The organism is Pseudomonas sp. FW305-20 (genome assembly GCF_058788075.1).
Genome location: NZ_JBYTAJ010000013.1, coordinates 91,839 through 117,846 on the forward strand (window position 1 = coordinate 91,839; position 26,008 = coordinate 117,846).

At 57.8% G+C, this 26,008-nt stretch carries 29 protein-coding genes and 1 tRNA gene; 15 read left to right on the forward strand and 15 right to left on the reverse strand.

Going from position 1 to position 26,008, the window contains the following annotated elements; translation table 11 throughout:
* Positions 1–218 precede the first annotated feature (218 nt).
* The 3 genes from AC3WP4_RS13725 to AC3WP4_RS13735 are packed head-to-tail and all read left to right on the forward strand — an operon-like array spanning position 219 to position 3,397.
* Complete coding sequence (locus AC3WP4_RS13725) at positions 219–1,628, forward strand: circularly permuted type 2 ATP-grasp protein (RefSeq protein ID WP_074874854.1); 1,410 nt, start codon at positions 219–221, stop codon at positions 1,626–1,628.
* A gap of 12 nt (positions 1,629–1,640) precedes the next feature.
* Entirely contained in the window at positions 1,641–2,591 is a 951-nt protein-coding gene (locus AC3WP4_RS13730) for an alpha-E domain-containing protein (protein WP_033055742.1), read from the forward strand.
* A complete protein-coding gene (locus AC3WP4_RS13735) occupies positions 2,588–3,397 on the forward strand; it encodes a transglutaminase family protein (protein ID WP_074874856.1) in 810 nt (269 codons plus the stop codon). The genes AC3WP4_RS13730 and AC3WP4_RS13735 overlap by 4 nt, the downstream gene beginning before the upstream one ends.
* Before the next feature lie 153 nt (positions 3,398–3,550).
* Here AC3WP4_RS13735 and AC3WP4_RS13740 read toward each other — a convergent pair whose 3' ends face one another.
* The gene (locus tag AC3WP4_RS13740) at positions 3,551–4,372 is read right to left on the reverse strand and encodes a c-type cytochrome (RefSeq protein WP_102614616.1); all 822 of its coding nucleotides are present in this window, start codon (positions 4,370–4,372) and stop codon (positions 3,551–3,553) included.
* 598 nt (positions 4,373–4,970) lie between these two features.
* On the opposite strand from AC3WP4_RS13740, the gene AC3WP4_RS13745 reads away from it, so the two are divergent.
* The 3 genes from AC3WP4_RS13745 to AC3WP4_RS13755 all read left to right on the forward strand — a co-directional run bounded on the left by AC3WP4_RS13745 (position 4,971) and on the right by AC3WP4_RS13755 (position 9,174).
* Positions 4,971–6,176: an acetyl-CoA C-acetyltransferase gene (locus AC3WP4_RS13745; RefSeq protein ID WP_102614615.1), complete on the forward strand. Its 1,206-nt coding sequence runs from the start codon at positions 4,971–4,973 to the stop codon at positions 6,174–6,176.
* A 29-nt stretch (positions 6,177–6,205) separates the two neighbouring features.
* Positions 6,206–8,350: a 3-hydroxyacyl-CoA dehydrogenase NAD-binding domain-containing protein gene (locus tag AC3WP4_RS13750; protein WP_102614614.1), complete on the forward strand. Its 2,145-nt coding sequence runs from the start codon at positions 6,206–6,208 to the stop codon at positions 8,348–8,350.
* Positions 8,351–8,445: 95 nt separating this feature from the next.
* A complete protein-coding gene (locus tag AC3WP4_RS13755) occupies positions 8,446–9,174 on the forward strand; it encodes an amidotransferase (RefSeq protein WP_102614613.1) in 729 nt (242 codons plus the stop codon).
* A gap of 118 nt (positions 9,175–9,292) precedes the next feature.
* Here AC3WP4_RS13755 and AC3WP4_RS13760 read toward each other — a convergent pair whose 3' ends face one another.
* The 3 genes from AC3WP4_RS13760 to AC3WP4_RS13770 all read right to left on the reverse strand — a co-directional run bounded on the left by AC3WP4_RS13760 (position 9,293) and on the right by AC3WP4_RS13770 (position 12,053).
* A complete protein-coding gene (locus AC3WP4_RS13760) occupies positions 9,293–10,264 on the reverse strand; it encodes a magnesium and cobalt transport protein CorA (RefSeq protein ID WP_074874866.1) in 972 nt (323 codons plus the stop codon).
* A gap of 162 nt (positions 10,265–10,426) precedes the next feature.
* On the reverse strand, positions 10,427–11,149 hold the full coding sequence (locus tag AC3WP4_RS13765; RefSeq protein WP_076030304.1) for a 1-acylglycerol-3-phosphate O-acyltransferase: 723 nt from the start codon (positions 11,147–11,149) through the stop codon (positions 10,427–10,429).
* Between the two features lie 214 nt (positions 11,150–11,363).
* Positions 11,364–12,053 (reverse strand): crotonase/enoyl-CoA hydratase family protein, encoded by a 690-nt coding sequence (locus AC3WP4_RS13770; RefSeq protein WP_074874870.1) that lies wholly within the window; start codon positions 12,051–12,053, stop codon positions 11,364–11,366.
* Between the two features lie 64 nt (positions 12,054–12,117).
* On the opposite strand from AC3WP4_RS13770, the gene AC3WP4_RS13775 reads away from it, so the two are divergent.
* The 7 genes from AC3WP4_RS13775 (at position 12,118) to AC3WP4_RS13805 (ending at position 14,736) form a co-directional block, all read left to right on the forward strand.
* Positions 12,118–12,267, forward strand: coding sequence for a hypothetical protein (locus AC3WP4_RS13775; protein WP_156886736.1), 150 nt, complete (start codon positions 12,118–12,120; stop codon positions 12,265–12,267).
* Between the two features lie 93 nt (positions 12,268–12,360).
* Positions 12,361–12,450: transfer RNA gene (locus AC3WP4_RS13780), tRNA-Ser, on the forward strand.
* A 224-nt stretch (positions 12,451–12,674) separates the two neighbouring features.
* Positions 12,675–12,878: a hypothetical protein gene (locus AC3WP4_RS13785; RefSeq protein ID WP_102614612.1), complete on the forward strand. Its 204-nt coding sequence runs from the start codon at positions 12,675–12,677 to the stop codon at positions 12,876–12,878.
* Positions 12,879–12,947: 69 nt separating this feature from the next.
* Positions 12,948–13,190, forward strand: a complete 243-nt coding sequence (locus AC3WP4_RS13790) for a hypothetical protein (protein ID WP_102614611.1) — start codon at positions 12,948–12,950, stop codon at positions 13,188–13,190.
* 186 nt (positions 13,191–13,376) lie between these two features.
* On the forward strand, positions 13,377–13,652 hold the full coding sequence (locus tag AC3WP4_RS13795; RefSeq protein ID WP_102614610.1) for a hypothetical protein: 276 nt from the start codon (positions 13,377–13,379) through the stop codon (positions 13,650–13,652).
* Between the two features lie 27 nt (positions 13,653–13,679).
* The gene (locus tag AC3WP4_RS13800; protein ID WP_146011626.1) at positions 13,680–14,552 is read left to right on the forward strand and encodes a zinc ribbon domain-containing protein; all 873 of its coding nucleotides are present in this window, start codon (positions 13,680–13,682) and stop codon (positions 14,550–14,552) included.
* Between the two features lie 58 nt (positions 14,553–14,610).
* Positions 14,611–14,736, forward strand: coding sequence for a hypothetical protein (locus tag AC3WP4_RS13805; protein WP_256581140.1), 126 nt, complete (start codon positions 14,611–14,613; stop codon positions 14,734–14,736).
* Here AC3WP4_RS13805 and AC3WP4_RS13810 read toward each other — a convergent pair.
* From AC3WP4_RS13810 to AC3WP4_RS13845, 8 genes are all read right to left on the reverse strand, one after another.
* Complete coding sequence (locus AC3WP4_RS13810) at positions 14,720–15,904, reverse strand: site-specific integrase (RefSeq protein ID WP_102614608.1); 1,185 nt, start codon at positions 15,902–15,904, stop codon at positions 14,720–14,722. The genes AC3WP4_RS13805 and AC3WP4_RS13810 overlap by 17 nt on opposite strands.
* Before the next feature lie 269 nt (positions 15,905–16,173).
* Positions 16,174–16,422, reverse strand: a complete 249-nt coding sequence (locus tag AC3WP4_RS13815; protein ID WP_102614607.1) for a hypothetical protein — start codon at positions 16,420–16,422, stop codon at positions 16,174–16,176.
* 66 nt (positions 16,423–16,488) lie between these two features.
* A complete protein-coding gene (locus AC3WP4_RS13820; protein WP_074874888.1) occupies positions 16,489–16,782 on the reverse strand; it encodes a hypothetical protein in 294 nt (97 codons plus the stop codon).
* A gap of 15 nt (positions 16,783–16,797) precedes the next feature.
* On the reverse strand, positions 16,798–19,596 hold the full coding sequence (locus tag AC3WP4_RS13825; RefSeq protein ID WP_102614606.1) for a toprim domain-containing protein: 2,799 nt from the start codon (positions 19,594–19,596) through the stop codon (positions 16,798–16,800).
* 4 nt (positions 19,597–19,600) lie between these two features.
* Positions 19,601–19,834 (reverse strand): hypothetical protein, encoded by a 234-nt coding sequence (locus tag AC3WP4_RS13830; protein ID WP_074874892.1) that lies wholly within the window; start codon positions 19,832–19,834, stop codon positions 19,601–19,603.
* Positions 19,835–19,906: 72 nt separating this feature from the next.
* Positions 19,907–20,272: a hypothetical protein gene (locus tag AC3WP4_RS13835; protein WP_074874894.1), complete on the reverse strand. Its 366-nt coding sequence runs from the start codon at positions 20,270–20,272 to the stop codon at positions 19,907–19,909.
* A complete protein-coding gene (locus AC3WP4_RS13840; protein WP_102614680.1) occupies positions 20,269–20,748 on the reverse strand; it encodes a YmfL family putative regulatory protein in 480 nt (159 codons plus the stop codon). The genes AC3WP4_RS13835 and AC3WP4_RS13840 overlap by 4 nt, the downstream gene beginning before the upstream one ends.
* A gap of 29 nt (positions 20,749–20,777) precedes the next feature.
* Positions 20,778–20,978 carry a DNA-binding protein gene (locus AC3WP4_RS13845; RefSeq protein WP_102614605.1) on the reverse strand — a complete coding sequence of 67 codons (201 nt, stop codon included), beginning with the start codon at positions 20,976–20,978 and terminating at the stop codon, positions 20,778–20,780.
* Positions 20,979–21,070: 92 nt separating this feature from the next.
* Here AC3WP4_RS13845 and AC3WP4_RS13850 point away from each other — a divergent pair, with 92 nt between their 5' ends.
* Positions 21,071–21,418, forward strand: coding sequence for a helix-turn-helix domain-containing protein (locus tag AC3WP4_RS13850; protein WP_102614679.1), 348 nt, complete (start codon positions 21,071–21,073; stop codon positions 21,416–21,418).
* A 339-nt stretch (positions 21,419–21,757) separates the two neighbouring features.
* On the opposite strand, the gene AC3WP4_RS13855 is transcribed toward AC3WP4_RS13850, so the two are convergent.
* The 3 genes from AC3WP4_RS13855 to AC3WP4_RS13865 all read right to left on the reverse strand — a co-directional run bounded on the left by AC3WP4_RS13855 (position 21,758) and on the right by AC3WP4_RS13865 (position 24,934).
* On the reverse strand, positions 21,758–22,015 hold the full coding sequence (locus AC3WP4_RS13855; RefSeq protein ID WP_102614603.1) for an ogr/Delta-like zinc finger family protein: 258 nt from the start codon (positions 22,013–22,015) through the stop codon (positions 21,758–21,760).
* Between the two features lie 65 nt (positions 22,016–22,080).
* Positions 22,081–22,959 carry a phage portal protein gene (locus AC3WP4_RS13860; protein ID WP_102614602.1) on the reverse strand — a complete coding sequence of 293 codons (879 nt, stop codon included), beginning with the start codon at positions 22,957–22,959 and terminating at the stop codon, positions 22,081–22,083.
* Entirely contained in the window at positions 22,871–24,934 is a 2,064-nt protein-coding gene (locus AC3WP4_RS13865; RefSeq protein ID WP_102614601.1) for a terminase large subunit domain-containing protein, read from the reverse strand. The genes AC3WP4_RS13860 and AC3WP4_RS13865 overlap by 89 nt, the downstream gene beginning before the upstream one ends.
* A gap of 162 nt (positions 24,935–25,096) precedes the next feature.
* Here AC3WP4_RS13865 and AC3WP4_RS13870 point away from each other — a divergent pair, with 162 nt between their 5' ends.
* Complete coding sequence (locus AC3WP4_RS13870; RefSeq protein ID WP_102614600.1) at positions 25,097–26,008, forward strand: GPO family capsid scaffolding protein; 912 nt, start codon at positions 25,097–25,099, stop codon at positions 26,006–26,008.

Sequence of the window (26,008 nt, forward strand, 5' to 3'; positions counted from 1 at the left end):
GCAGCGACTCCCGGGCAGTGAAATCAACTCTGGCTATGCTGGTGATAGGCAACAACATTGCTTCGCAATGAAGCGGGGGCGATCAGGTGGGGGCATTTACCGCACAGGATTGGTGCGGTGCGTGCGATGCGATTATTCAACTGATTGATATCAAAGCGTTTATGCCGATGGCACGGGCCTTGCGAAGGCCTGCATGTCCGGGTGACAAGGAGTACGGCATGATCCGCACCTATTTTGATGAGATGTACGATGCCGGCGGCCAGGTCCGCCCGCATTATCGGGAGTTTGCCCGTTGGCTGGCCGAAACGCCTGACGAGCTTTTGGCACAACGGCGACGCGAGGCCGATCTGTTGTTTCATCGCGCCGGGATTACATTCACGCTCTATGGTGATGAGCAAGGGACAGAGCGCCTGATTCCCTTCGACACCATTCCCCGCAGCATCCCCGCCAGTGAGTGGCGAGTCGTCGAGCGCGGCTGCATTCAGCGGGTCAAGGCGTTGAACATGTTCCTCGCCGACCTCTATCACGAGCAGCGCATCATCAAGGCCGGCATCATTCCGGCCGAGCAAGTGCTGGCCAACGAGCAATATCAGTTGGCGATGCAAGGGCTGGATTTGCACCGCGATATCTATTCCCACATCTCCGGTGTCGATCTGGTGCGCGATGGTGACGGCACGTACTACGTGCTCGAAGACAATCTTCGTACTCCGAGCGGCGTGAGCTACATGCTCGAAGACCGCAAGATGATGATGCGATTGTTCCCCGAACTGTTCGCGGCCCAGCGCATCGCACCGATCGACCACTATCCCAACCTGTTGCTCGATACCTTGAAAAGCTCCAGCCCGATCGACAACCCGAGCGTGGTGGTGCTGACGCCGGGTCGTTTCAACAGCGCGTTCTTTGAACATGCGTTTCTGGCCCGGGAAATGGGCGTTGAGCTGGTGGAAGGCGCGGACCTGTTCGTGCGCGATGACAAGGTGTTCATGCGCACCACGGACGGGCCGAAAGCCGTCGATGTGATCTACCGTCGCCTCGACGATGCATTCCTCGATCCGCTGGCGTTCAACCCGGACTCGATGCTTGGTGTTCCAGGGCTGCTGTCGTCATACCGCTCCGGCAATGTCGTGCTGGCAAATGCCATCGGCACCGGGGTCGCGGACGACAAGTCGGTGTATCCCTTCGTCACGGACATGATCCGTTTCTACCTGGATGAAGAACCCATCTTGAAGAATGTGCCGACGTGGCAGTGCCGTAATCCCTCCGAACTTTCCCACGTACTGGCCAATCTTCCGGAATTGGTGGTCAAGGAAACCCAGGGCTCCGGCGGTTACGGAATGCTGGTGGGGCCGGCGGCGACGGCGGCGGAAATCGAGTCTTTCCGTGCGCGGATCAAAGCCAAACCCCATGCGTATATCGCGCAACCGACGTTGTCTTTATCGACCTGCCCGACCTTTGTCGAAAACGGCATCGCTCCACGCCACATCGACCTGCGTCCGTTTGTATTGTCTGGCCGCGAAACCCGGGTTGTGCCCGGCGGTTTGACTCGTGTTGCCCTGCGCGAAGGCTCCCTGGTGGTGAATTCATCCCAGGGCGGCGGAACCAAGGACACCTGGGTGGTCGAGGATTGAAGGAAGCCTGCCATGTTAAGTAGAACTGCCTCGGATTTGTATTGGATGTCGCGTTACCTGGAGCGGGCGGAAAACCTCGCACGGATGCTCGACATCAGTTATTCGCTGTCACTGATGCCGCAAGATGGCCGTGGTGACGGCCTGCACGAACTCGCCATGCCGTTGTTGATCACCGGCACCCTGGACGATTACCTGGAGCGCCACGGCGATCTGCATGCTGAACGGCTGCTGCATTTCTTCGCTTTGGACGCGGCCAACCCGGCGAGCATCTACAGCTGCCTCGGCGCTGCGCGGGCCAGTGCCCATGCGGTGCGTGGGCGAATCACCGCCGACATGTGGGAAAACATCAACGCCACCTGGCTGGAAATTCGCGGGATTGCCGATCAAGGCTTGAGTCGCTACGGCATGAGCCGTTTCTGCGAGTGGATCAAGGAACGTTCCCACCTGTTCCGCGGCGCGTCCTACGGCACGATCATGCGTAACGATGCGTTCCGCTTTATTCGCCTGGGGACGTTTATCGAAAGGGCCGACAACACGTTGCGCCTGCTCGATGCCCGTTACGAAATGGCTGGCGATCAGGCCGAGGCGGTCAGTGATGGCACCGCTCACGCGTATTACCAGTGGAGCGCCTTGCTGCGGGCGTTGTCCTCGTTCGAGGCCTACACCGAGATCTACCGCGACGCACCCGGCGCCCGGCATGTGGCCGAACTGTTGCTGCTGCGCGCCGACGTGCCGCGTTCATTGCGCGCCTGTACCGAAGAAATCGACCAGATCCTCGCCCAATTGCCGGGGGCCAACGGCCGTCCCGCGCAACGTCTGGCGGCGGAAATGGACGCACGCCTGCGCTACACCGGTATCACCGAAATTCTCGACGAAGGCCTGCACGCCTGGCTGACCGAGTTCATCCCGCTGGTGCGCCAGTTGGGTAACGCCATACACAGTTCCTACCTGGAGGCTGCATGAGACTTTCCATTAGCCACGAGACCACCTATCACTATGAAGATCAGGTGCGGGCGAGCATCCAGTACCTGCGACTGACCCCCCACGACAGCGAGCGCCAGCACGTGCTCAGTTGGCAGCTCGACTTGCCGCGCCCGGTGCGCGCGCAACTCGATCCGTTCGGCAACATCCTGCACGTGCTGACCATGGACGAGCCCCACGAGGCGATCATCATCGGCGCCCGGGGCCAGGTGGACATCGACGAATTGCGCGAGGCGGAGCATGAGAGCCAGTCGGCGCTGCCGTTCTTGCGTTTCACGCGCTTGACCGAAGCCGACGAAGCCCTGCGAGCGTTCGCCGAGAAGGCGTGCAAGCAACGCCGGGATCGCACGGCGCTGATCGACTTGATGCATGGCCTCAACCAGCACATGACCTACACGCCGGGCTCCACCGAAGTGGACACCAGTGCCGCCCAGGCTTTCGCCGGGCGTTCCGGTGTCTGCCAGGACCACACCCATGCGTTTCTCGCCTGCGCTCGCAGCCTGGGCATTCCTTCGCGTTATGTGTCGGGCTATTTGTACAGCGAGAACAGCGAACACCTGGCCAGTCACGCCTGGGCGGAAGCCTGGCTCGATGACGCCTGGTACAGCTTCGACGTGACCAATGAACTGGCGCGGCCCGAGCGTCATCTGAAACTGGCGGTGGGCCTGGATTACCTGGATGCCTGCCCGGTGCGTGGCATGCGGCGTGGCGGTGGGTGCGAGCAGATGCATGCGAAGGTGTTTGTCTCGCCGACGCCAGCGCCGGTGATCTCCGTCCAACAGCAGTAACCTACCACCGATCGTTCCCACGCTCTGCGTGGGAATGCCTCCACGGACGCTCCGCGTTCGGCTTTGAATGTGACGCAGAGCGTCACGGGCTGCATTCCCACGCGGAGCGTGGGAACGATCACTGAGCAGGCTCGCTCCCACAGGGGGGGAGTGTCAGGGCTTCGTCTTGCGCCCAGCCATGTGCTTCAAATACCCCACCAACCTCTCCAGATCCTCGTCCGGCAACACCGTCGCCGAGAACCCGGGCATCTTCGCCTGTGGCCACTGGCGCAAGCTCTGCGGATCACGAATGTAGCGCTTGAGGAAATCCGCGCCGAAGTACTCGGTCGGGTTAAACGGAATATTCAGGTCCGGCCCAAACTGCGCATCCCCGGCGCCGTTCAATCGGTGACACGCCAGGCAATTCTTCTGAAACAGCGCAAAGCCCTTGTTCACCGGGTCATCAGCCTTCAACGCCGGATCGGGCAGCAGGGCAGGGAAGCGCTCGGCCACCGCTGCCAAGCGCTTGATGCTTGCCACTTGAAAAGGCCATTGCTCGGGACTGATGTCGCCCGCCTGCGGATCGGTCCAGACCAGATAGAACGGCCCGGCGCCGCGTTTGGCTTCCGACAGCGGTGGCCACGGCTTGGCGGGATCTTCAATCGCCAACCAGGCGCGCGCACCCTGGGAATTGAGCAACGGCGCAGCCGACAGTTCTGCGGCAAAACCGTCCAGGGCTACCGCCTGTAAATGGTCTTCAGGCTTGATCCCCGTCAACAACGCAGCCACCGGAACAGCGCGATAGCTCATGTCCCGTTTGTAGGAAACGTCGTTGTTGATGGTGATGGCCTGAGCCTGAGGATGCTTGAGCAACTCCTCGGTTTGCCAGGTGCGACTGCTCGCGCCCAGCTCCAGGTTCAGCTGTGCGGCAGACAGGGGCGTGCTGAGCAGCAAGGCCCCGAACACAATGAGCGTTTTCAAATGATCGCCGTCCATGTCGTGGAAGTGCCGCAAAGGTTGGCACACTCACGCTGACCCGGGTAGCGAGCCAGTCACATTTTTAGAGGGCGATACAAAAACCTGGCGCCGTATTTTTTATTGACCGACTAACCGATCACCTTGGTCAGGTTCGGCAAAATCAACAACAGCGTAGTGGCGAAAAGAATGAGCCCGGCTTGACGTACTTTTGATTGTTTGAACATGGCTTGACCGCCTTTATTGTTATTTCCTGATGCCTGCCTGCATTTCTCCATGACGGCAGAGCGTTGCACTTCCTGTTTGACGAGCGCCTCGGCAAAACCCGACGACAACTTCGTACAAGTTCACCTTAGAGGCCGCGTCACGCTTGCTTTAGATCCATTTCGTATGGGCTTGGCATAAATTGCTCCTAAAAAGGCATGAGGCCTATTGCCAGCTTCTTGGGCGCCCGTTTGCTAGACAGCTTGCTGTCCTGAATCGGTTAATCCGCTGATTGCCTACCGTCCGTCTGAGCGTGACCGTCAACGTCTGTGAGCACTGCGGTCATTGAATCCCGGGCTGCTCGGCCTAAGGTGGAGACTCTGAATTTACTCCCCTGCCCAGGTTCGAGAACGTCATGACCCAAGCTTTTATTTTCGACGCGTTACGCACGCCCCGCGGGAAAGGCAAGGCCAATGGCGCCTTGCACAGCGTCAAACCGGTGAACCTGGTAGCCGGGCTGCTCACCGCGCTGCAACGGCGCACGTCTCTCGATACCAGTCAGGTCGACGATGTGGTGCTTGGTTGCGTGACGCCCGTCGGCGATCAAGGCTCCGACATTGCCAAAGCCGCGACCCAGGTGGCGGATTGGGACGTCAGCGTGGCGGGTTTGCAGATCAACCGCTTCTGCGCCTCGGGGTTGGAGGCGGTGAACCTCGGCGCAATGAAAGTGCGTTCCGGCTTCGAAGACCTGGTGGTGGTCGGCGGCGTCGAGTCCATGTCCCGCGTGCCGATGGGCAGCGATGGTGGCGCTTGGGCACACGACCCGGAAACCAGTTTTCACAGCCATTTCGCCCCTCAAGGCGTGGGCGCTGACCTGATCGCCACGCTGGAAGGCTTCAGCCGTCAGGACGTCGATGCCTATGCGCTGCACTCTCAGCAAAAGGCTGCGCGGGCGAGGGCCGACGGTTCGTTCAACAAATCGTTGGTGCCGGTGCAGGATCAGAACGGCATCATCCTGCTCGATCACGATGAATTCATCCGCGCCGGATCGACCCTGGAAGGCTTGGGCCAGCTCAAGCCTAGCTTCGAGATGATCGGGCAAATGGGCTTCGATGCCACGGCACTTCGGGTCTACAGCCATGTCGAGCGGATCGACCACGTGCACACGGCGGGTAACAGTTCCGGGATCGTCGATGGCGCCGCGCTGATGCTGATCGGCTCCGAGGCCAAGGGCCGCGCGCTGGATTTGCAGCCGCGGGCGCGAATCGTCGCCACCGCCGTCACCAGCACCGACCCGACCATCATGCTCACCGGCCCCGCGCCGGCCACCCGCAAGGCTCTGGCCAAGGCCGGGTTGCGGGTTGAAGACATCGACCTGTTCGAGGTCAACGAAGCGTTTGCCTCGGTAGTGCTGAAATTCATCAAGGACATGGCAATCGATCCGGACAAGGTCAACGTCAACGGCGGCTCCATCGCCATGGGCCACCCGCTGGGCGCCACCGGCTGCGCGATCCTCGGCACGCTGCTCGATGAACTGGAAACCCGGCGCCTGCGCTATGGCCTCGCGACGCTGTGTGTCGGCGGCGGCATGGGCATCGCCACCATCATCGAACGCCTCTGAGCCCCGACCGACTTCAAGGAAACCCTTTCATGACCGAAGCCATCCGTTACGAAAAAGGTCAGGACCAGATCGTCGTCCTGACCATCGACATGCCGGGCCAGAGCGCCAACACCATGAACGCGGACTACCGCGAAGCCATGGCCGCGTGTGTCGCCCGACTGGTTGCCGACAAAGACACTATCGCCGGCGTGATCATCACCTCGGCCAAGAAAACCTTCCTCGCCGGCGGGGACCTCAACGAACTGATCAAGGTCGGCAAGCCCGAAGCCAAAGCCTTTTACGACATGGTGCTGACACTCAAAGGGCAACTGCGCACCCTTGAGACTCTCGGTAAACCGGTGGTCGCCGCGATCAACGGCGCAGCGTTGGGTGGCGGTTGGGAAATCTGCCTGGCGTGCCATCACCGGGTTGCGCTGGACGATTCTTCGGTGCAACTCGGCCTGCCGGAAGTGACCCTCGGCCTGCTGCCGGGCGGCGGCGGGGTGGTGCGCATGGTGCGAATGCTCGGTATTGAAAAAGCCTTGCCCTATCTGCTCGAAGGCAAGAAAGTCCGGCCGCAGCAGGCGTTGCGGGCAGGTTTGATTGATGAGTTGGCAGCGGATCGTGATGAATTGCTGGCCAAGGCGCGTGCCTGGATTATTGCCCATCCTGCGGCTGTGCAGCGTTGGGACGTGAAGGGTTACCAGATTCCTGGGGGGACGCCGTCGAACCCGAAAGTCGCGCAAATGCTGGCCATCGCGCCGTCGATCCTGCGCAGCAAAACCCAGGGCTGCCTGCCCGCGCCAGAGAAGATTCTCTGCGCCGCGGTGGAAGGTGCTCAGGTGGATTTCGACACCGCGCACTTGATCGAAACCCGTTACTTCACCGAATTGACCACCGGCCAAGTGTCAAAAAACCTGATTGGCACGTTCTGGTTCCAGCTCAACGAAATCAATGCCGGTGGCTCGCGGCCCCAAGGCTTTGCGCCCTACGTGACGCGTCGCGTGGGTGTGCTGGGTGCCGGCATGATGGGCGCCGGAATCGCCTTTGTCAGCGCATCGGCCGGCATCGAGGTGGTGCTCAAGGACATCAATCTTGGGGCCGCACAGAAGGGCAAGGCTCATTCGGCAGCGCTGCTGGACAAGAAGGTTGCGCGTGGCCAATTGAATGCCGATCAACGCGATGCAACGCTGGCGCGAATTCACCCCACTGAAAGCGACGCTGACCTGGCCGGTTGTGATCTGATCATTGAAGCGGTGTTTGAAGATCGCGATTTGAAAGCCAGCGTCTCTTCGGCGGCGCAAAAGATCGTTGGCCCGGAGGCGGTGATTGCATCCAACACGTCGACCTTGCCCATCAGCGGCCTCGCGACTGCGGTGCCGGATCAGAGCAAGTTCATCGGCCTGCATTTCTTCAGCCCCGTGGAGAAAATGCCCTTGGTAGAAATCATCAAAGGCACCCACACCAGCGACGAAACCCTGGCGCGCGGGTTCGATTTCGTACAGCAAATCAAGAAAACACCGATTGTGGTCAACGACAGCCGTGGTTTCTTCACCTCGCGGGTGTTCGGCACCTTCACCAACGAAGGCATCGCCATGCTGGGCGAAGGCGTCAGCGCGCCGATGATCGAGACCGAAGCGCGCAAGGCCGGCATGCCGATCGGACCTCTGGCGATCTCCGACGAAGTTTCCCTCAGCCTGATGAGCCATATCCGCCAGCAAACCGCCAAAGACCTGCAAGCAGAAGGGAAACCGCTGATTGAGCACCCGGCATTCGCCGTGATTGACTTGCTGCTCAAGGAATACAAGCGTCCGGGCAAGGCTGCTGGCGGAGGGTTCTACGATTATCCGGCCCGTGGGCAGAAACATCTGTGGCCAGAGCTGAAAAACCTTTTCGAGAAGGCTAACGGGCAGATTTCGCCGAAAGACGTGCGTGATCGGCTGCTGTTCGTGCAAGCCATCGAAACCGTGCGCTGTGTGGAGGAGGGGGTATTGACCTCGACGGCGGACGCCAATGTCGGCTCGATCTTCGGCATCGGCTTCGCCGCCTGGACTGGCGGTGCGCTGCAGTTCATCAACCAATACGGCGTGAAAGATTTCGTCGCCCGCGCCCAGTACCTGGCGGAGCAGTATGGCGAGCGATTCGCGCCCCCTGCGCTATTGCTGGAGAAAGCGGCCAAAGGGGAGGCGTTCTAGGGGACGGATGACGCATTCCGGGGCTTGCCTTGCCACTGTGTTTCAAGGCAGGCTCTGGGGTGTGCATTATTCCCATCACGTGTCAGGTATTTTTTATGTCGTTACGCATCTGCATTCTGGAAACCGACATCCTGCGTCCGGAACTGGTCGATCAATATCAGGGTTACGGGCAGATGTTCCAGCGTCTGTTTTCGCAGCAACCCATCGCTGCCGAGTTCACCGTGTACAACGTGATGCAGGGCGAGTATCCCAGCGATGATCTGACCTTCGATGCCTACCTGGTCACCGGCAGCAAGGCCGATTCCTTCGGCACCGACCCGTGGATTGAAACCCTCAAGGCTTACCTGCTGACCCGCTACGAGCGCGGCGACAAACTGCTGGGCGTGTGCTTCGGCCATCAACTGCTGGCGCTGCTGCTGGGCGGCAAGAGCGAACGCGCGACCCAAGGCTGGGGCGTCGGCACCCACAAGTACAAACTCGCCGCCAAGGCGCCGTGGATGAACCCGGTGAGGGAAGAACTGACCTTGTTGATCAGCCATCAGGATCAGGTCACCGCGCTACCGGAAAACGCCACGGTCATCGCTTCCAGCGATTTCTGCCCATTTGCCGCGTACCACATCAACGATCAGGTGCTGTGCTTCCAGGGGCATCCGGAGTTCATTCACGATTACTCGCGTGCCTTGTTGGATATTCGTCAGGAAGCGTTGGGCGAGCAGATTTACTCGAAAGGGATGGCGAGCCTAGAGCATGACCATCACGGCACAACTGTTGCGGAGTGGATGATGCGGTTTGTTGCGCACAAGCCTGCATCCGGGTCGATTTAAAGGGCTGACAAAGAACCTGTGGCGAGGGAGCTTGCTCCCGTTGGACTGCGCAGCAGTCCCCTCTTTTTTGGGCCGCTACGCGACCCAGCGGGAGCAAGCTCCCTCGCCACAACGCTTGTCACAACCACCCGGATTTTTTGAAGCTCGCCCATAAACCCACACAACCGACCGCAATAAACCCCAACACCCCGAAATACCCGTAATGCCAACTCAACTCCGGCATGTTCTGGAAGTTCATCCCGTAAATCCCCGCCACCGCCGTCGGGAACGCCAGAATCGCCGCCCACGCCGCAAACTTGCGCTGCACCACGCTTTGGCGTGACGCCTCAAGCAATACCCCGACTTCGATGGTCTGGCTGGCAATGTCCGCCAGGGTCGTCAGGTCTTCCATCTGCCGCGTCACGTGGATCTGCACATCGCGAAAGTACGGGCGCATGTTCTTGTCGATGAACGGGAAGTTGAGCTTTTGCAGTTCCTCGCCAATTTCTACCATCGGCGCCGCATAACGACGCAAACGCAAAACATCCCGGCGCAGACTATGGAGTTTTTGAATGTCGCGCTCGTTCAGGGAACCGCACATGACGTTGCGTTCCAGCTCATCGATCTCTGCGTGGATCGCCTCGCCCATTGGCTGGTAGTTTTCGATCACGAAGTCGAGGATGGCATAGAGTACGAAATCTTCCCCGTGCTCCAGCAACAGCGGACGCGCCTCACAGCGCTGTCGGACATAGGCGTAGGAAGCGGAGTGGCCGTTGCGTGCGGTAATGATGTAACCGTTGCCGGCAAAGATATGCGTTTCGATGAACTGCAGTTTGCCTTCATGGCGGATCGGCGAATACGTGACGATGAACAGCGCGTCGCCGAAGGTTTCCAGTTTTGGTCGACTGTGTTTTTCCAAGGCGTCTTCGATGGCCAGTTCGTGCAGGTTGAACTGGCGTTGCAGATTGAAAAGTTCTTGAGCGTTGGGCTCTTCAAGGCCGATCCAGACAAAGTGGCCAGGCTTTGCAGCCCAGGCAGCGCCTTCGTCGAGGGTGATATTGGTGACTTTCTTACCGGCGCTATAAACCGCAGCAGCAACAACTCTACCCATGATAGTGATTCACTTCTTATTGGCAGCTTTCAATTAGCAATGATTGCAGTGGCAGGCAGTCTCCAGCTTAGCCCTGTCTGCTGTTTGAGAGTCAGTGAAATCTGTTGAGTTCGCAGGCAAAAGCTCGCAGGCAAAAGAAAACCCGCACCAGGCGGGTTTCTTTTAAGCGGCTTGCAGTTGCCGATCCATCGAAGCGATGCACTCGCGCATCTGCTCGCGGCACTGAGCAATCAGCAGCGGCATATCGTCCAGGCTCAATCCAGCCGTAGGAATCGCCGGTAACGAGCGGATCAGAATCTTCCCACTGCGCCAACGGTTCAATCGCATGTGTTTAACGTAACTGCTGACACACACCGGAACTATCGGCACCCCGGCGGCAATGGCCATCTGAAAGGCGCCTTTCTTGAACGGCAGCAACTCTTCACCCAGGTTGCGCGTGCCTTCCGGGAAGACCCAGATCGAAGTGTCTTCATTCTGCAGCGTGTGAGTCGTGGTCAGCATCGACTGGCGCGCTTTCTGCGCATTGCCGCGATCGATCAGCACATTGCCCGCCAGCCAGAACAACTGACCGAACAGCGGCACCCACTTCAGACTCTTCTTGCCGATACATACGGTGCGGCGGGGCACCACGTTACCGAACACAAACAGATCGTAGTTGGACTGGTGGTTGGCGATGATCACGCAGCTGTCGGGCTTATCCAGCAGCGGTCCGACCTCGGCCTTCACCCGCAAACGCAAAATGCACATCGCCGGCCATGCATAAAGGCGCGCGCACAATCGGCTGTTGTCCGGGTTGAACGGTCGGCACAGGCCGAGAATTACCCCAAGCACACCGGCCAGAATAAAGTGCAGGCCCATCAATAACATACGAAACACAAACAACATTTACAGGCCCCACCGGGACAAAAGGTGGCGCAGTGTACGGATGTGCACTGTTTTCGGCAATTGCCACTATAGAGGTAGGAGATAGGCGATGTTTGAGCGCATGTTTCCGACTTATGGGGCAGATGCGATCTAGAGCGGTTGTCGGCTTTTCAACGGAGCACGTAAGAAAAAGCCCGACACGACGGTCGGGCTTTTCCGTGCAGCACGTTTGGGTTTAAACCGAAAAATCCTGATCCAGGATAATCGCGTTGTCCAGCCTCTCCAGCAGCGCCTTGCGCACTTTTAGCTTGGTGTTCTTGTGAGCGATCATGTTGATCTTCTTCAACTGACGAGCTGCCGCCAGCGCCGCGCCTTGCAGCTCTTCGGCCGATACCACCAGGTCAAAGAACCCGGCATCCACGGCACTTTGCGGATTAAACATCTCAGCGTTGATCACCGCGCGGTGGAACGCCGACTTGCGCAGACGATCACGCGCCAGCTCGATACCGGCGTGGTGCATGGTCATGCCGATCTGCACTTCGTTTAAACCAATGGTGAACGGGCCGTCGACACCAATGCGGTAATCCACCGACAACAGCAGGAACGCGCCCTTGGCCACCGCATGCCCAGGGCACGCGACGATCACCGGGAACGGGTGCGACAACAGACGACGAGCCAGGGTCGAACCGGCAGTCACCAGCGCCACGGCTTCTTTAGGGCCGGAGGTCATCACCTTCAAGTCATAACCGCCCGACAGCATCCCCGGCGTACCGGTAATGATCACCACCGCACGATCAGTCACCGCCTGATCCAGCGCAGCGTTAAACGCAGCAATCACGTCCGGAGAGATGGCATTGACCTTGCCATTGCTCAAGGTCAGGGTCGCGATACCGTCTTCGAGATGGTAGGAAATCAACTCACTCATGACGCTATTCCTTTCAATAAAGTAGCGCAGACGTTACCCACCGCCGCAGGCCAGGTAAAGCGCCATGACTGACCGCCCAGTCACCCTTTCCCCGCCCGGCAAGCGTGGCCCGCCACGCCAACCGCGCATTCCCCTCTATATAGAGGAAGTCGCGAAGCCGGAGATTGGCGGGTTTGCCATGGACTGGAACCTGCTCGAACGACTGAAACGCTAAGCGCATGAAAATTCTGCAAAAAAAGTTTGCCATCGGAAAAGCTTTCGACTACATTAGCGCGCCTCGACAGACAGAACTTGTTTGACGAGATACGGTGAAGTGTCCGAGTGGCTTAAGGAGCACGCCTGGAAAGTGTGTATACAAGAAATTGTATCGAGAGTTCGAATCTCTCCTTCACCGCCAAATTCTGCAAACACAAACCCCTGATTTTCCTAGAGAAAGTCGGGGGTTTGTGGTTTTTTGCGTCTGAAAAATGCCCATATGGGACTGATATGGGACTGGAGCGTCTTTTTCTGGCTTAAAAGATGCGAGCCGCATCTCGTTGATCGCTGTGCCTAAAATCAGCATTTAGTACACTCAATCCACGGAACCGACGACTGCCGCCGGCCAACTGAAAGGAATACCCTATGACTTGGTTCGGCTTCGTCGGCAATTTGCTCGCCGTTGCGCTTATTGAGTACGTAGCGTTTGGCGCCTATGGCGAATTTAACGTGATGCGCTGGTCGCTCGGCATCTGGCTCTGTTATGCCGCCACGCTCGCCATGTTTGTGGCATACCTGCTACCTGAAGTTCTGGAAGCCCGGCGCAAGGCCAGGACGCGTGATGCATAACGCCCATTGATCGGACCGGGAAAACCCTATATCTAACCGGACAAACTTTCCCCGGAAAGGAACCCCGCCATGCCGATGATCGACAGTGACAAACTCAAGCCTGCCAGTGATGCTGTTCTGGCGGCGAAACAGATCTGGCTCGCCACGAGTGATGTGCTGCGCGAGCTGCGCGAGCGCGACCCGAAGAACGAACACCAACTGATGCTGGCCCAGGCACGGGCAGAGACGGCCCGCGTACGTTTCGAGACATTGGCCGGCAAACTGGTCGCCCTGGTGCAAACCCTGATCGAGCAGGCCGAGCGCGAAGGGTAGCCCGCCGCGTTACCCATAACGGCGTTTATGGTAAATCCGGCGAGGGATCTATCCTAGCTGTAGCTGGCGAGCGCTCATCCAAAGACTGTTTCCGGGTAGTGTCATATATGAAGAATTCTAATCAGTGTTTGCAATTAAAATAATTGCCGACACGAGTGTGATTTTAAAAAAACATAGAGGGAAGTTATGGAGTTTTTTAAAGAATTAATGCCATTTATTAAGCCTTTATTAATGATAATTGAACATATAAAAAAATACGATTACCTAAGAAAAGCTAAACCGATGACATTTACTATTGGGACAAAAACAAATGTCGGATCTACACTATTCACCACAGGCAGGGTGGTTTCTATTAACCTGCTCACAGTCATAGTTGAAGGGTACCAAGTAGATGATCCAGTAAGTACGAACGGTATCTTTAAAATAAGTTTACACAAGGTTTCCGGGATAAATCCAATCTAAGCTGTTAGTTTAAAAGAGGATTTTTAAATGGCGTTAAAACCATGCAAGGAATGCACAGCGATGGTCAGCCCAAAGGCAACATTCTGTGCAAAATGCGGCGTACCGAAACCAGTTGCCGCGAAAAAGCACACTTGGGCGCTAGTTCTTCTTGGCATCATCGTGTTCTTCGTTTGGCTTGCTCCTAAAAACAAAGAGCCAAGCGTTGCCGTGACCGCGCCGAGGCAAACGAAGGTTTCTGTCGAAGCATTTCCACGCTGCCTTGCCACACGAGCGGAGGCCGGTGGCTACGTTTCCTCGGACGGCGGAAAGTCGGCCCTGCGCTTAACAGGAGATTGCGAAGAAGAGTGGAATTCTTGGATTGACCTCTGTATGGCGAACGGCAGAACGGATAGCAATTGCACGGTGACAGCCGGACTCATGGCTCAAGCCGCCATCAAACTTGTCGAATCAGGCCTAGTGCCCGACAAAGCAAAGCCAGCCTCCGTTCCATTCGACGTTTCTTTCGAAGTTGTCATGGATTTTAACGACCGAAAACCGCTTGTCAGGGTCAGAACAAACCTTCCTGAAAATACAATATTCATGAGCGGTATTTCCAGTCCTACCCACGAGGGTGGGACTGGATATTTAAGCCAAGCTAAAGGGGTCGTTTCCCCTACCGGTTTGGTTGAATTTGGCCCGTTTACCAACCACGGGGAAGCGTTACGACCGGGAAAGTACCGCATGACGATTGAAACCCTCATGGCTGCCATTCAGCCAGAAAATGTTAGGACTGTCTTTGGTCAAAACGGCGAAAACCTAACAGGAAACAAGGTTTCAAAATTGCTCATCGGTTCAGAAAAAGGCGTTTCGCAAGCCTTTGTTTTCAAAGTGCATCAGGACGGTACGATTACCGTACAGTAACGGATCAAAGAGGAGGCGATTCAGAAAACGGAATTTAAAGCACGGTAAGGAATGCTCAATGCAGCAACAGGGCGTGGTTCCGGTGCGCTCTCGACGTGAGTTGCAGCGTACCTGGGCAAGCTTGTCGGCCGTGGGGCGCTTTGCCGAGACCGTGGGCATCAGTGGATTTAGTGTGGAGCTGTAACCGGTGACAGCTTTAAGGCCAGTTGCAACATCCCCACCACATCCGGTCCGTCCTCATTGATCCACGTCCCATAGTGCTGGCGGATCATGTTTCCGTTGGTATGCCCCATCTGTTCGGCGATCCAGTCGATCGACGCGACACCGGTGGTCAGCAACTGGCTGGCGTACGTGTGCCGGCATTGACCAGGTCCACGGTAACGAACCCCAGCCGCAAGCAAGTGAGCCTTGAAGAACCGGTCTCGTACCACGAAGTCGTTGACATGTGGCAGGCCACTTTTCGTATTCAGGAAGACGAAGTGCAGTTTGTGCTGCCGTACCGTCTTGTTGTCCCGCTCGACGATATCAACGGTTTCCGCTTTCCTTTTCCGGTTGAGCGCATCGATCTTCTGCAGTGCATCCCAAGCGGGTGCAAGTAGCCGAACCCTACGCGTCGATCGCCGGGTTTTCGTCACCCGGTAAGCCCCACGCACCTTGGACCTGCGGAAGGTCACTGTGCCTTGCTCCAAGTCGACATCCTCCCAGGCTAGAGCGATTGTCTCGGATACCCGGGGCCCAGCCCACATCATGAACTGCACCATCAACAGCTCTTGCGTGCGGTTGGTCGGGGTTTCGAGGATCTGTTTGATTTCTGCCCGGGTGAACGGGTCCGGCGCCTCGGGATCTGGCAGGCGCACCATCAAGCCCTCGGTCGGGTCGTGCGCGACTTTCATCCGGGTGCGGTACAGCCTGAACACCTGCCGCACGTTGCTGATGATGTCGCGGATGGTCTTGTTCTTGAGCGTTTTCGACAGGGTGCCCTGGATCCACTCCTGCAGGTCCAGGTGATCGATCTTATTGATCTGTACCTTCCCCCAGCGCGGCCGCACATGAACCTCTGCCTTGTTTGCATAGCCTCGATAGCTCGAGGCGGCCACGCTGTTGGCCTTGATCTTTAACCACAGGTCCAGGTAGTGACCGAAGGTGTTTTCGACCAGCTTGGCCGAGTTGGGGAAGTGCCGCGCGTAATCAAAGGTGCCGGTCTGGATCTCGTACTCGATGATGTCGACCAGGCGCCTGGCCTGGGCCACGATGGCCGGCGTATTGCCTCCCGGGATTGCTTCCCGGCACTTTTCCCCATTGTGTTGAAAATAGATTCTCACGGAATTACCGCGAGCTTCGACCCCACTCATGTAAACCCCTAACGCTGTGCTTGTGTATCGACAGTCTGACGATCGGAAACAAAAAGGCCCGTTTCCGGGCCAAGTATCTGGAAGCGCATCTTCTGGTGGACGCGGCTTATGGCTTGGGCTTGTGGTTGCGCAGATGGGCATTCTGCTGCTTGCGCCGCCGGCTGCATTTCAGATGGTTGCCCTGGGCGCGCCACTTGCCGCATTGGTCGCAAACGCTGGTGTAATCAATGTTCCAGGGAAAGCGCCGTACTGGTGTTACTGCGGGGGTATTAAACATTGCGTGATTCACCCCGGGTTGCGGGGTTGGCGAGCAGTTGGGTCACCACGGCGGCATCCGTTTCGCTCAGTTCACCCAGTGTGCTAGCCATCTGGCTGAGGCTTTCGAGGCGCGTTCGTGATTCAGGGGTTTTGTGCACCAGGTAGCCAATGACGGCCGCGCCGATAATCGCGGTGGCCACTAGGTGTCGTGCCGGTGTGGTAGCCTTCGTGCCGCTGCTGCTTTGGTTCTGTGCTTGCATGGTATAGCCCTCAGTGGTGGTTAGGTGTCGGGGAGGTGCAACTCCTCGGCACTGCTTCTTTTACGGTCAGTCCTTACGGGCCAGGTGGATCACCAGGCCGTCAAAATCCGGCTCATGTTCAACACATGATTGCCATTCCAGAACCCTCAAAATCTGTTGCCCGCTGCAGTCGTCCACCAGGATTTCGCGCTGGCCACCTGCTGCCCGGACTTCCAGGATCTCCAGCAAGCCATCCTCCCCATAAGCACCGGCCTGAATGATCGGCGCGCTTTGTCCTGTGAAGTCCAAACGGTCCTGCACTGATTGGAGCTTGCTTGTTTTGCCGTCGCCGGCATTGCCCATAAACACTTGGATCTGCATCGGTCTTGCTCTCCTTTACGCTTTGAAAGTCCAGCACTTCACTGTCGTCGGCCGGGGTTGTGAACAGGGGTTGCGGTTGTTGAACGCGGCGCGTACGGCGCTGTGCACGGCCTTGTTGCTATCTAGGAACTTGCGGGAACGGGACTCTTTGAGCAGATCGCGCAACGTGGCCACGTCGGCCAGCTTCTGTTTGTGTTCGGCGGCGCGCTCGCAGAATTCGTTGAGGTTGATGGCGATCACGGTCGGATCACTGCTGTGGTCAACCACCGGATCCTCACTCAAGGATTCGAGGTAGTCGTAGACCTCCCAAAACTCGGCAACGGCCGCATGGTCGGAGCTGATTGAGGCTTGGCGCTCGATGGCCATCCGTACGATCTGGCGCTGGGTGGCGGCGACTTGGGGATCACTCAGTTTCAGGACCAAGCGAAGGCCGTCCAGTAGCGAGAGCAATTGAGCGTGGTTCTTGCTGATGCGCTCCACACGGATGTAGCCGCGAAGGTCATAACCGCAACTGCTGCAGTTGCCCTGGTCGCTGATGTAGGCCGTGCTGCAGGCAAAGCAATGGGTGTGCAGACGGCGCAGCTTCGCCTCGTGTTCGGGCATCCGCTGGGCGAACAGATCAAGCACCGCGGATTCTTTACCCACGGCACGCAACAGGAAGTGGCTGAGGGTGCCGCCCTCCAACGCGTTCAACTGATCCGCTGCAGCACGGCTTTCCGGTGTGACGATCGGGCGCACAAAGTGCAGTTTTACGATGCGCGTCATGATCGCTTCGTGGGCGACCACGGCCGCGTTCTGACTGATAGCGATCGTTCCCCTGAATGGGGGTTCGTACGTCTCGTTGCCTGCTGTTTTGACGCCCTTTGTAGCCAGAGTGCCGCCGCCGTAGAAGTCTTTCAGCTCATCCCATTCGAAGGTCTTAGCGTGTGCACGATCGTCGCCGTGGCGATCGGCTTCCAGAAACACGACCGGCATGCCGGAGACTTGTCCCATCAGGCGAGAGCGCCCGGCCTTGGTGGATTTCATCGGGTCGAAGCCTTCATAGCCTTCGCGGCCGAGTAGTTTCCACAGCAGGTTCAACAGGGTTGTTTTGCCGGCGCCCGCCTCACCGGTGGCTTCCAGGAAAGGAAATGACTGGTAGCGAGCCCGGATCTGTTCACAAAACAGCGAGCCAAAAAAGAACACCAAGGCAACGAAGCCTTGGGCGCCGAAGCAGGTCCACAGCAGCTGCACCCACTTCTCGTCAAAACCCTTTGCTTCGCGCTGCAGCTTGATGGGCACGCCTTTCTGCAGGGTTTTCAGGCGCAGCTTGCCGAACTCGAAATAGTCTTCACTGTTGACCTTGTAGGTAGTGCCGTCCTTGATCGCGATATCGCCGTAGACGTAGCAGGCGTACTCCTTGCTGTAACCGACGTAGTCGATCGTCGAAACTGTTTTGATGCCGAACAGCTGGTCTTTCATGAGCTTGTCGAGCTGCTGGCCACTGCCGGTAAACATGGCGCCTGCCGCCATGCCGAGCAGCCGCTTTTTGAATTCGCTCGCGGCCGACAGTTGGCCGCTGGTGAAGGTGTTTTTCACGCTTTCGGAGTCGTGAGGGAAGTCCACGCGCAGGTAGTACCAGGACTCGTCCGTTACCTCGTTGCGCTGGAAATACAAGGCTTGCGGGTAGCAGTTAGCAATCTCCACGACGCTGCCGGACTGCTGCAGCGCCTTTTCGCGCTGTTGTGCCTGATTGAGCAACTGGTCGTCGTGGTTTTCGCTGTCCTCGATGTCGGACATGGCCCGGTTGAATTTCTCCATGTCCAACTTGAACCAATACAGGCGACTCCCAAAGCCCAGGTGAAATTCCCCACGCTTGTTCCAGTCGTACATGAGCAGGGCTTTTTCCGCAGCGCTCTCTGCCAGCAGCAAGGCTCCCTGGTGGCGGGCTTGTTTGAGGTCGGTAGCGATCTGTTCGGCACGCTTGGTGTCGTCCTGGATGAAGCTCCAGCGCTGATGAAGATCGTTCCAATCAGCCTTACGGCCATCGCGTTGCGGGATCTGCGCTGACTCACAGACGAAGCCCAGGGCACGGGCTTCGCGTACCCAGCGCCGGGTATACGCGTTGGCGCTCGGCTCGTTATCAAGCGCCCATACCAACTTGGGCAGCTTCCCTCCCTCGCGGGTTTTAACCAATGCCTTGAGCGAGTCCCCAGGAAACGCGTTAGACGACATGGCTGATACGGCCGCGATGTCGTTGTGCACCAGGGCGATGGCGTCGAAGATCCCTTCAACGATCCAGATTTCCTTGGCTTCAAGAAGGTCGACGCAAGGCGGGCACCACCAGACTCCGCGATAACTGTCCTTGGATTTGAAGCGGGCCTTCATCTTGCCGAAACGGTGCGGCTGATCGATCAGCCGTTCCCACCAGCCGCCTTTTTCCAAGGCAAAGCGCACAGTGGCGCTGCCGGCGTTGTGTTCAGCGGAGTAGAAACTTTCCTGAGTGAACCAACCCTGGATCAGCTCAAACCGAAAGCCTCGTGCGAACTCCAGGTAGGCACGCGCAGTGGCGTTGGGGTGCTGGTCTGTAGCCGGCGCACGCTTGCTCCAGTCTTCAAACAGATCGTCGTACAGCTCTTTAACGTGCAGGGTGTGGCCACATTTTTCAGGGCGACCACAGATCACCATCCATGGTGTATCGAACCGGGAATACAGCTCTTTCTTCTTGCACTTGGGGCAGGTGCCGCCGCGCATGTAGTCGGTGCCCGTGCGGTGCTTGAGCCCGAAGTCGGACTGAAGGCGTTGCAACACGTCGTGGCGAAGATCTTCTTTCATGGGGTTACTTCACTGCTTTGAGGCTGTGGGACAGGGCTGCCATAAGGCGTTTTTGCGCAGCCATCACCGGAATGTGGGCGAGAATTGCGCCGTGGCGCAGACCGTCCGCAACAAGGCGGAACTGATCGGCATACCAGTGTTCGTTGAGGCTCAAGCGATACTGTTCACGCAGGTTGGCCAGCAATGCTTCGGCCTCTGCGGGGGGCAGTTGAGTGGTGACAATTACGGCGTTTGCCATCGTTAAACCTCGATTTCGGGCGCAGCTCACCCAAACCCACGGAGGTGGGACAGGCGGTTTATTGGTTGGGAGTTACGGTGCGACTACGCGGAAACGACCGTTGTCCGGTGCGTTGAGAATGCGTTCGTAAATCAGACTGACCGGAACTGCCCAGGCATTGCCTGTGGCGGGGTCGATGATGACGGTGTGCGTCGACGTGCTGCTGACGATGTCCAGGCGCTGCCGATCTCGGACGGCGGACATATCGCTGCAGGCTAAATGCACCAGTTTTTCAGCAGTCTGTGTCAGCACGTCATAGTCGCTGACCAAGTGCTGCACGGCGCGGTCGAACAACTGTTGATCGTCGCCCAGGTGTTCGCAGTGGTGGCGTTCCAAGAACACAAGCGCTGCGGCTTTGAGTACGTCCTGATATTCCTGTCCTGCAGGCAACTGAGTCATTTGGATTTCCCCGCCTGCGACGCGTGCAGTTGGATGACGGCAAGAACCTCGGCGTGCCGGGCCGCCAGGTGCAAGGTGTCTGCATGGAGGATGGCTTCGGCCTCGGTGTCGTTGATGATTCCATCTTTCAATGCCTCGGCAATGAGGTGGTCAACGGTGCCCCTCTTAGCGGCGGCTTGGACGCATCGGGCATACATCTCGATGTTGTCCAGCGAGTCGGGCTCAGCTACAGGAACGAACATTCCGCTGTACATGGCCGCAATATATTCAGGTAAGAAAGTTGTACCTGCCTCGAGCTCGAGCTGATGGATCTGAGCGTCAGTCAACGGCCGACTGTTGTTGTTCTCGTAGGCGTGGTTATCAAACTTCTTGAGTGACAGGCCGATGTGAGCCGCCGCGCATTCGCGTCCGCCTGGGTAGGCGCAGATAACTGCGCTAACTACCTGACGCCGAGTCTTTAGAACTGTGCTTTTCATGTTCTGCTTTCTCCCTTGGCCCAGTGCCATTACTGTTCAATCACGCCGTCTTTGATCCCGAGCAACACGGCGGCGCGATGTGCCTCCCCACGGCGACCTTTGATCCGACCGTTCAATAGGTCGCTGACTAAATTTTTGTTCAGTCCGTGCTTTCGGCTGAATTCCGCAATGCTCACTCCTCTGCGATCCAGATCCGCACGGGCTTGCTCGGGCGTAACAGTGGCGGGCATAGTGTTCACTCTGTTCAATTGTGTTTGTTTGCGTTTGTCTGTGGTGATTCATGGTCAAAAAATTGATCAAGTCAACGGTGGTGAATAAAAAAATGCTCATAGCAGATCAAGTAGGTGAACGCCTGAGGGAAGAGCGCGAGCGCTTAGGGCTAAATCAAACAGAGTTTGGAGTGCTTCTTGGGGTAAGTCGGGGAACCCAAAAAAACTATGAACTGGGAGCTAGTTCGCTCGACCTTCGGTATGTGACGGCATTGGAAGAACGTGGTGTGGATGCAGCCTTCGTGTTGACAGGCCGCCGTTCTACGCCGCTCGGACAATTGTTTACGCCAGATGAAGAGAAATTGATTACGCAGTACAGAAGCATTACTCCGTTCGACCAAGAAGCGATTCGTCGTTTCCTGCAAGCCATGGCAGACGACGTCGCCCGCTCTCGGAATTAACTTGTAACAAAGCATGTGCGACATTGGTCACCCCCCCGTTCTAAAGCCATTCCCGCCCCGATAACGTCGATTCAGCAATGCACTTTATGGAGTAGTAAGCATTTTGGATCGCACGAACAACGAACGCGTCAGCGTTGGAATCCCGGAACTTGAATGGCTTGGCCTGACTCAGATTGAACATCGTCTTATCCGGCTATATCGCTTGTTGAGTGAGCAGGAGCAACTTCAACTGCGACGAATGTCAGAGGTGTTAGCAACCAACCCAGAAGAGCCCGCCGGCAGCTAATATCCTTTTCTATGCAACCGATCGCCGACAATTCCGAGTCGGCGGTTTGTGCATCACGCCACCGCTTGCGATCCCAGTTGCTCAAACAGCTCCCGCTGTTTCGCCCTGGGCAAGTCCCGCAAATGGTCGAACAACATCCTTTCGAATGACTGAGCCGATGGGCTCAACGTGTGCGAAAACGTCAGATTCGCGACCCAGGTGTGCCCGCACTTTGCGTCCAGGCACTGGCAGTACAGCTTCGCGAATTCCGTGGATAGCTTCTCTCGTGAAGCGATCCGTCCTCTGTGTCCGCATTTGCATTCAACTCGCATTGTGTCCCTCCCCAGGGCAGCCAATCGCCACTAGTTTGCCACAGTATGTAGTGTCAATCTCTTAGCTATGCACTGGATGCAGTGGAATCAACTGGCTCATATGCTTCTCTCCAGGTGAATCGCCTGTCTTCGCGTAACGAGTTGTTGACCTGGTTAAACAGCTGACAGATTGGTCGGATCTCGTTGCTGGTGTAGACCCGATCGATCTTTTCGATGTCGCCAAAGCCAGCGCTGTTTTCCGGAATGATGCCGGCCAACGCGGGGTTCATACGCCACGCGGCGATCACGTCGTTGCGGGTGATGTTCTTGACCTTCTCCAGCTCGTCCTTGGCCTGAAAGTCCCCCACCGGGATGATCTGAATCGCTTTCTCGGCGCCTCCCGGAATGTTCACGAACATCGATCGGAAGTTACCCACACCCTTGCTCGCGCTGATTTGATCGCGTAGGGACTCCTCGTCTTCCTCGGTCAGGTTCGGATCGTTGGTGTAGAAGATGTAACCGGCGTGCGCGCCGTTGCTGTAGTAGCGGCGGCGGAAGAGGGTAGCGGCCTCATTGAGTAACAGCGCCTGCATACCGCCCAGGTAGTCGGGCACGCCGTAAATGTTCTGCTCCACGTCGTAGTTCATGACGTGCTCGACTTCATGCTCTTCGAACTCCACCTCCTTGCCGTCCGGCAACAGCATCACAAACCCGCCACCAACCCTGACCCGCATATTGATTGCCGGTAGATGTTCCATTTCCAGTACTTGGCCGAAGGCGTTCCGGTTGCGTTGAAAGTACGCCTCGCCAAACACCATGAAATCCAAGCCGGCACGGCTCATGGTCTGAACCGAACAACCCTCGGAAGCGATGAACTCACGCAGCAGCAAGTTGCGCTTGAACCCGGGAATGGCGCCGTGGTGAGCGTTGGCGCGCAGCAGCTTGGCCAGGCCTTGGCGTGACACCGGCGGCGTGTAGGTCTTTCCGTCGTGGGTGGCGAACACGCCCAGGTAATGCCCGATGTTCTCGGTCAGGACCTGTTCCGGTGCACCGAATGAAAACGCCCGCATCGGACCTGGTGCTGGTTTTTGCGGCTGGTTTTTTACTGGTTTGCCCATGGGTACTTGGTCCGCTGAGTGTGTAGCGGCTGCGCCGCTGCTTGTTGGTGTTGAGGGGTTCGTGGGCCAGGGCATGCATGATCGCCCAGGCGATGTCGGCATGACCGGAGGCGTCGGTGCGCGATGCGCTGTAGGTGACTTGGCCACCACCGGTGGTTCCACGCTTGATCGTCAAGAACGCTTGAGCGATGTCGTTCCAGCCGGCGTCCCACTCGATGCGGCTGCCCTGAATCGTGTCCTGCGCCTTGAGCACCAGGGTGTTTTTGGTTTCCAGGCTGTAGTGAATCGAGGTCGCACGCGGGTAGAAATCGCGCACCAGGTCGAACACGCCGTAACCGATGCCGGTGGTGTCAATGCCGATGTGCTGCACGTTGAAGCGCTCGGTGAGCTTCTTGACCTGGTCTGCCTGGTACTTGAACGACTGCCCACGCCAGCTGTGTTTCTCCAGGATCCGGAACTTGCCGCCGTCTTCGAGCGGCGGGGCGATGACCACGCAGCTGGCGTCGTCGCGGGTGCGGCTCGGGTCGTAGCCAATCCACACCGGGCTGTTGCCGAATGGACGCGGGTCGTCCGGGTCGTAGTCGGTCCACAACGACAAGTCTGAGTAGCAGCGTTCCAGGTCGACCAGGGAGAAGGCGCTTTGTGTGCTGTCGATGAACTTGCACATGAACAGCTGCTGAAATTTGTCCTCGTCGTACTCCAGCTGCAGCTGCTCGAGGTCGAACAGATCGCAGCCGCCAGCGATGGCGTCAAGGATGGTGATGACCTTGCGCCATTGCCCGTCCGGGCACAACGAGCCAGCCGCGGCTTGGGCTTCGCTGGGCCACGGATCCTTGGCGTTTTTGCGCTTGCTGTTGCGGAATTTCTCGCCGGTCCAGAACGGGTAGGCCTGGTGGGAAACAGCGCTGGGCGTGGAAAAGTAAGTTTTCCGCCACTTCTTGTGGGTGGCCATGGCACTGGCGACGGTGTTCAGTTTTTCGAAGTCGCGGATCCAGAAATATTCGTCCACGTAGACGTGGCCATGGTGACCCTGGGCGGTGCTGCTGTTGGTGCTGAGAAAGCGCAGCTCTGCCCAGGGCTTACCGTCTTTGCTCAGCACAATCGGGTTTCCGGTCAGCTCCAGGCCAAACCATTCCTGAGCGAACGAGATGATGTAGCTGCGGAAAATCTCGGACTGGGCGCGGCTGGCCGACAGGAAAATCTGGTTGTCGCCGGTCAGCACGGCATCCATGAATGCTTCGCCGGCGAAGTAGTAGGTCAGGCCCACCTGGCGGCTTTTCAGGATGTTGCGGATCCGACTTGTCAGCGGGTTCTGTTTGGCGGCAAACAGTTCCTTCTGGTAGCCGTACATTTTGCTGATGAACTTGTCGAGAAAGTCCACTTCCGTCAGCTCGCCGACTTCGTTTTTGGCTTTCTTCTCGCGCTTCTTTCCACCCTTGTCACCACGATCGCCTTGGTCCCGACGCTCGCCGCGTTGTCCTTCTCGGCGATGACCATCGTCCGCCGGCAGATCTCCGATCGGCGCTGGCGCCGGTTTCACGGATTGCTTCAGCAGGCGATCGCGAACCGTGGTCAGTCGGTCGAGCTCGTCCAGATCGCCCTTGGTCAGCGACGTGGCTTTGTCTAGGAGGAGGGTGATTCTCCGGCCGACAGCGGTGAGCGGTTCTTCATCCGACAGCATGTCGTCCCACTCACCCTGGCGGATCCAGTAGTAAATGATTCGGATGTTGGGCAGGGACAATTGCGCCTGAATTTCACGCGGCTTGCAGCGGCGTAAATAGAGGCGTTTGGCGGCTTCTTTTAGTTCGGGGGCGTATGGCATGGCCGCAGTCTATGCGGCGAAAACGCTGGAAACGCGGGGTTAAAATCCGTGTTCAACCTAGATCAGCGATATAGGACCAAAGCAAAAGTGAACCGTTTGTTTGGTGGTCGGCCGGTGCCTATCGTGGCGGCTCAAATCACCGATTGAGCGCAGTTATCGCCCATGCCCCGTTCCCTTGTTTCGTTCTGGAAACGTGTCGCCACCAGCGGCCCGACCGTAGATGGCCGCGAGATCCTTCCCCAGGAACTGCGTGATATCGCTGAGACCTACAAACCGTCCTTGTACACGGCTGTGATCTGGTGCGACCACGAACGGTGGCCGGGCTCCCACGGCACCGTCTTCGCGGTGCGCCTAGTGGAAGAGGGCGACGATCTGGCCCCAGGGCAAATCGCCCTCGAGGCGCAGTTGAAGCCTAACAACAAATTGCTGTGGCTCAACGACCAGGGCGAGAAGCTTTTCACCAGCATCGAAATTACGCCCAACTTCGCGAACACCGGCAAAGCCTATCTGACCGGCCTGGGCGTTACCGATCAACCGGCCAGCCTGGGTACTCAGGAACTCTACTTTTCGAACAAGACCAGTAAGGCCGCGTATTTCGCCGCCTCCCTCGAGCTTGGTCCCCTACGCGATGACCAGCCACAAAGCGAATTGACCAAGCTCCTGGGCATGTTCACCGGGCTGTTCAAGCGCTTCGGTATCGAAGAAACCCCAGCAGACCCGCAAACCCCCACCGAGAGCAAACCCCCAATGGATGAAGCTACAGCCAAGGCTGTGAAGGCCCTGATCGAGCAATTGATGATTGTGGCCGCTGGCCTTCAAGTGTTGATCGAGCCGGTCGTCACCGAAGAAGAGCCGGACCAGGCGCCAATCGATGACGTACAAACTGCGGTCGATGCGATCGTCACTGCGGCCGAGGAAGAAAAGAACCTCAGTCGCCAAAAGTTCGGCAACCAGGCCGTTTTGGCTAGCCTGGCTCAACTGCAAAAGCAATTCGCTACGTTGGCGAATACCCCGCAAGGTCGCCAGCTGCCGCGCTCCACCGGCCCAGCCGACACCAAAAAACGGGTGTTGTGA

What these genes read in the sequence shown, in the direction of transcription:
- AC3WP4_RS13725 (WP_074874854.1), top strand. Translation starts at nt 219, where the DNA reads ATGATCCGCACCTATTTTGATGAGATGTACGATGCCGGCGGCCAGGTC.
- AC3WP4_RS13730 (WP_033055742.1), top strand. Translation starts at nt 1,641, where the DNA reads ATGTTAAGTAGAACTGCCTCGGATTTGTATTGGATGTCGCGTTACCTG.
- AC3WP4_RS13735 (WP_074874856.1), top strand. Translation starts at nt 2,588, where the DNA reads ATGAGACTTTCCATTAGCCACGAGACCACCTATCACTATGAAGATCAG.
- AC3WP4_RS13740 (WP_102614616.1), bottom strand. Translation starts at nt 4,372, where the DNA reads ATGGACGGCGATCATTTGAAAACGCTCATTGTGTTCGGGGCCTTGCTG.
- AC3WP4_RS13745 (WP_102614615.1), top strand. Translation starts at nt 4,971, where the DNA reads ATGACCCAAGCTTTTATTTTCGACGCGTTACGCACGCCCCGCGGGAAA.
- AC3WP4_RS13750 (WP_102614614.1), top strand. Translation starts at nt 6,206, where the DNA reads ATGACCGAAGCCATCCGTTACGAAAAAGGTCAGGACCAGATCGTCGTC.
- AC3WP4_RS13755 (WP_102614613.1), top strand. Translation starts at nt 8,446, where the DNA reads ATGTCGTTACGCATCTGCATTCTGGAAACCGACATCCTGCGTCCGGAA.
- AC3WP4_RS13760 (WP_074874866.1), bottom strand. Translation starts at nt 10,264, where the DNA reads ATGGGTAGAGTTGTTGCTGCTGCGGTTTATAGCGCCGGTAAGAAAGTC.
- AC3WP4_RS13765 (WP_076030304.1), bottom strand. Translation starts at nt 11,149, where the DNA reads ATGTTGTTTGTGTTTCGTATGTTATTGATGGGCCTGCACTTTATTCTG.
- AC3WP4_RS13770 (WP_074874870.1), bottom strand. Translation starts at nt 12,053, where the DNA reads ATGAGTGAGTTGATTTCCTACCATCTCGAAGACGGTATCGCGACCCTG.
- AC3WP4_RS13775 (WP_156886736.1), top strand. Translation starts at nt 12,118, where the DNA reads ATGACTGACCGCCCAGTCACCCTTTCCCCGCCCGGCAAGCGTGGCCCG.
- AC3WP4_RS13785 (WP_102614612.1), top strand. Translation starts at nt 12,675, where the DNA reads ATGACTTGGTTCGGCTTCGTCGGCAATTTGCTCGCCGTTGCGCTTATT.
- AC3WP4_RS13790 (WP_102614611.1), top strand. Translation starts at nt 12,948, where the DNA reads ATGCCGATGATCGACAGTGACAAACTCAAGCCTGCCAGTGATGCTGTT.
- AC3WP4_RS13795 (WP_102614610.1), top strand. Translation starts at nt 13,377, where the DNA reads ATGGAGTTTTTTAAAGAATTAATGCCATTTATTAAGCCTTTATTAATG.
- AC3WP4_RS13800 (WP_146011626.1), top strand. Translation starts at nt 13,680, where the DNA reads ATGGCGTTAAAACCATGCAAGGAATGCACAGCGATGGTCAGCCCAAAG.
- AC3WP4_RS13805 (WP_256581140.1), top strand. Translation starts at nt 14,611, where the DNA reads ATGCAGCAACAGGGCGTGGTTCCGGTGCGCTCTCGACGTGAGTTGCAG.
- AC3WP4_RS13810 (WP_102614608.1), bottom strand. Translation starts at nt 15,904, where the DNA reads ATGAGTGGGGTCGAAGCTCGCGGTAATTCCGTGAGAATCTATTTTCAA.
- AC3WP4_RS13815 (WP_102614607.1), bottom strand. Translation starts at nt 16,422, where the DNA reads ATGCAAGCACAGAACCAAAGCAGCAGCGGCACGAAGGCTACCACACCG.
- AC3WP4_RS13820 (WP_074874888.1), bottom strand. Translation starts at nt 16,782, where the DNA reads ATGCAGATCCAAGTGTTTATGGGCAATGCCGGCGACGGCAAAACAAGC.
- AC3WP4_RS13825 (WP_102614606.1), bottom strand. Translation starts at nt 19,596, where the DNA reads ATGAAAGAAGATCTTCGCCACGACGTGTTGCAACGCCTTCAGTCCGAC.
- AC3WP4_RS13830 (WP_074874892.1), bottom strand. Translation starts at nt 19,834, where the DNA reads ATGGCAAACGCCGTAATTGTCACCACTCAACTGCCCCCCGCAGAGGCC.
- AC3WP4_RS13835 (WP_074874894.1), bottom strand. Translation starts at nt 20,272, where the DNA reads ATGACTCAGTTGCCTGCAGGACAGGAATATCAGGACGTACTCAAAGCC.
- AC3WP4_RS13840 (WP_102614680.1), bottom strand. Translation starts at nt 20,748, where the DNA reads ATGAAAAGCACAGTTCTAAAGACTCGGCGTCAGGTAGTTAGCGCAGTT.
- AC3WP4_RS13845 (WP_102614605.1), bottom strand. Translation starts at nt 20,978, where the DNA reads ATGCCCGCCACTGTTACGCCCGAGCAAGCCCGTGCGGATCTGGATCGC.
- AC3WP4_RS13850 (WP_102614679.1), top strand. Translation starts at nt 21,071, where the DNA reads ATGCTCATAGCAGATCAAGTAGGTGAACGCCTGAGGGAAGAGCGCGAG.
- AC3WP4_RS13855 (WP_102614603.1), bottom strand. Translation starts at nt 22,015, where the DNA reads ATGCGAGTTGAATGCAAATGCGGACACAGAGGACGGATCGCTTCACGA.
- AC3WP4_RS13865 (WP_102614601.1), bottom strand. Translation starts at nt 24,934, where the DNA reads ATGCCATACGCCCCCGAACTAAAAGAAGCCGCCAAACGCCTCTATTTA.
- AC3WP4_RS13870 (WP_102614600.1), top strand. Translation starts at nt 25,097, where the DNA reads ATGCCCCGTTCCCTTGTTTCGTTCTGGAAACGTGTCGCCACCAGCGGC.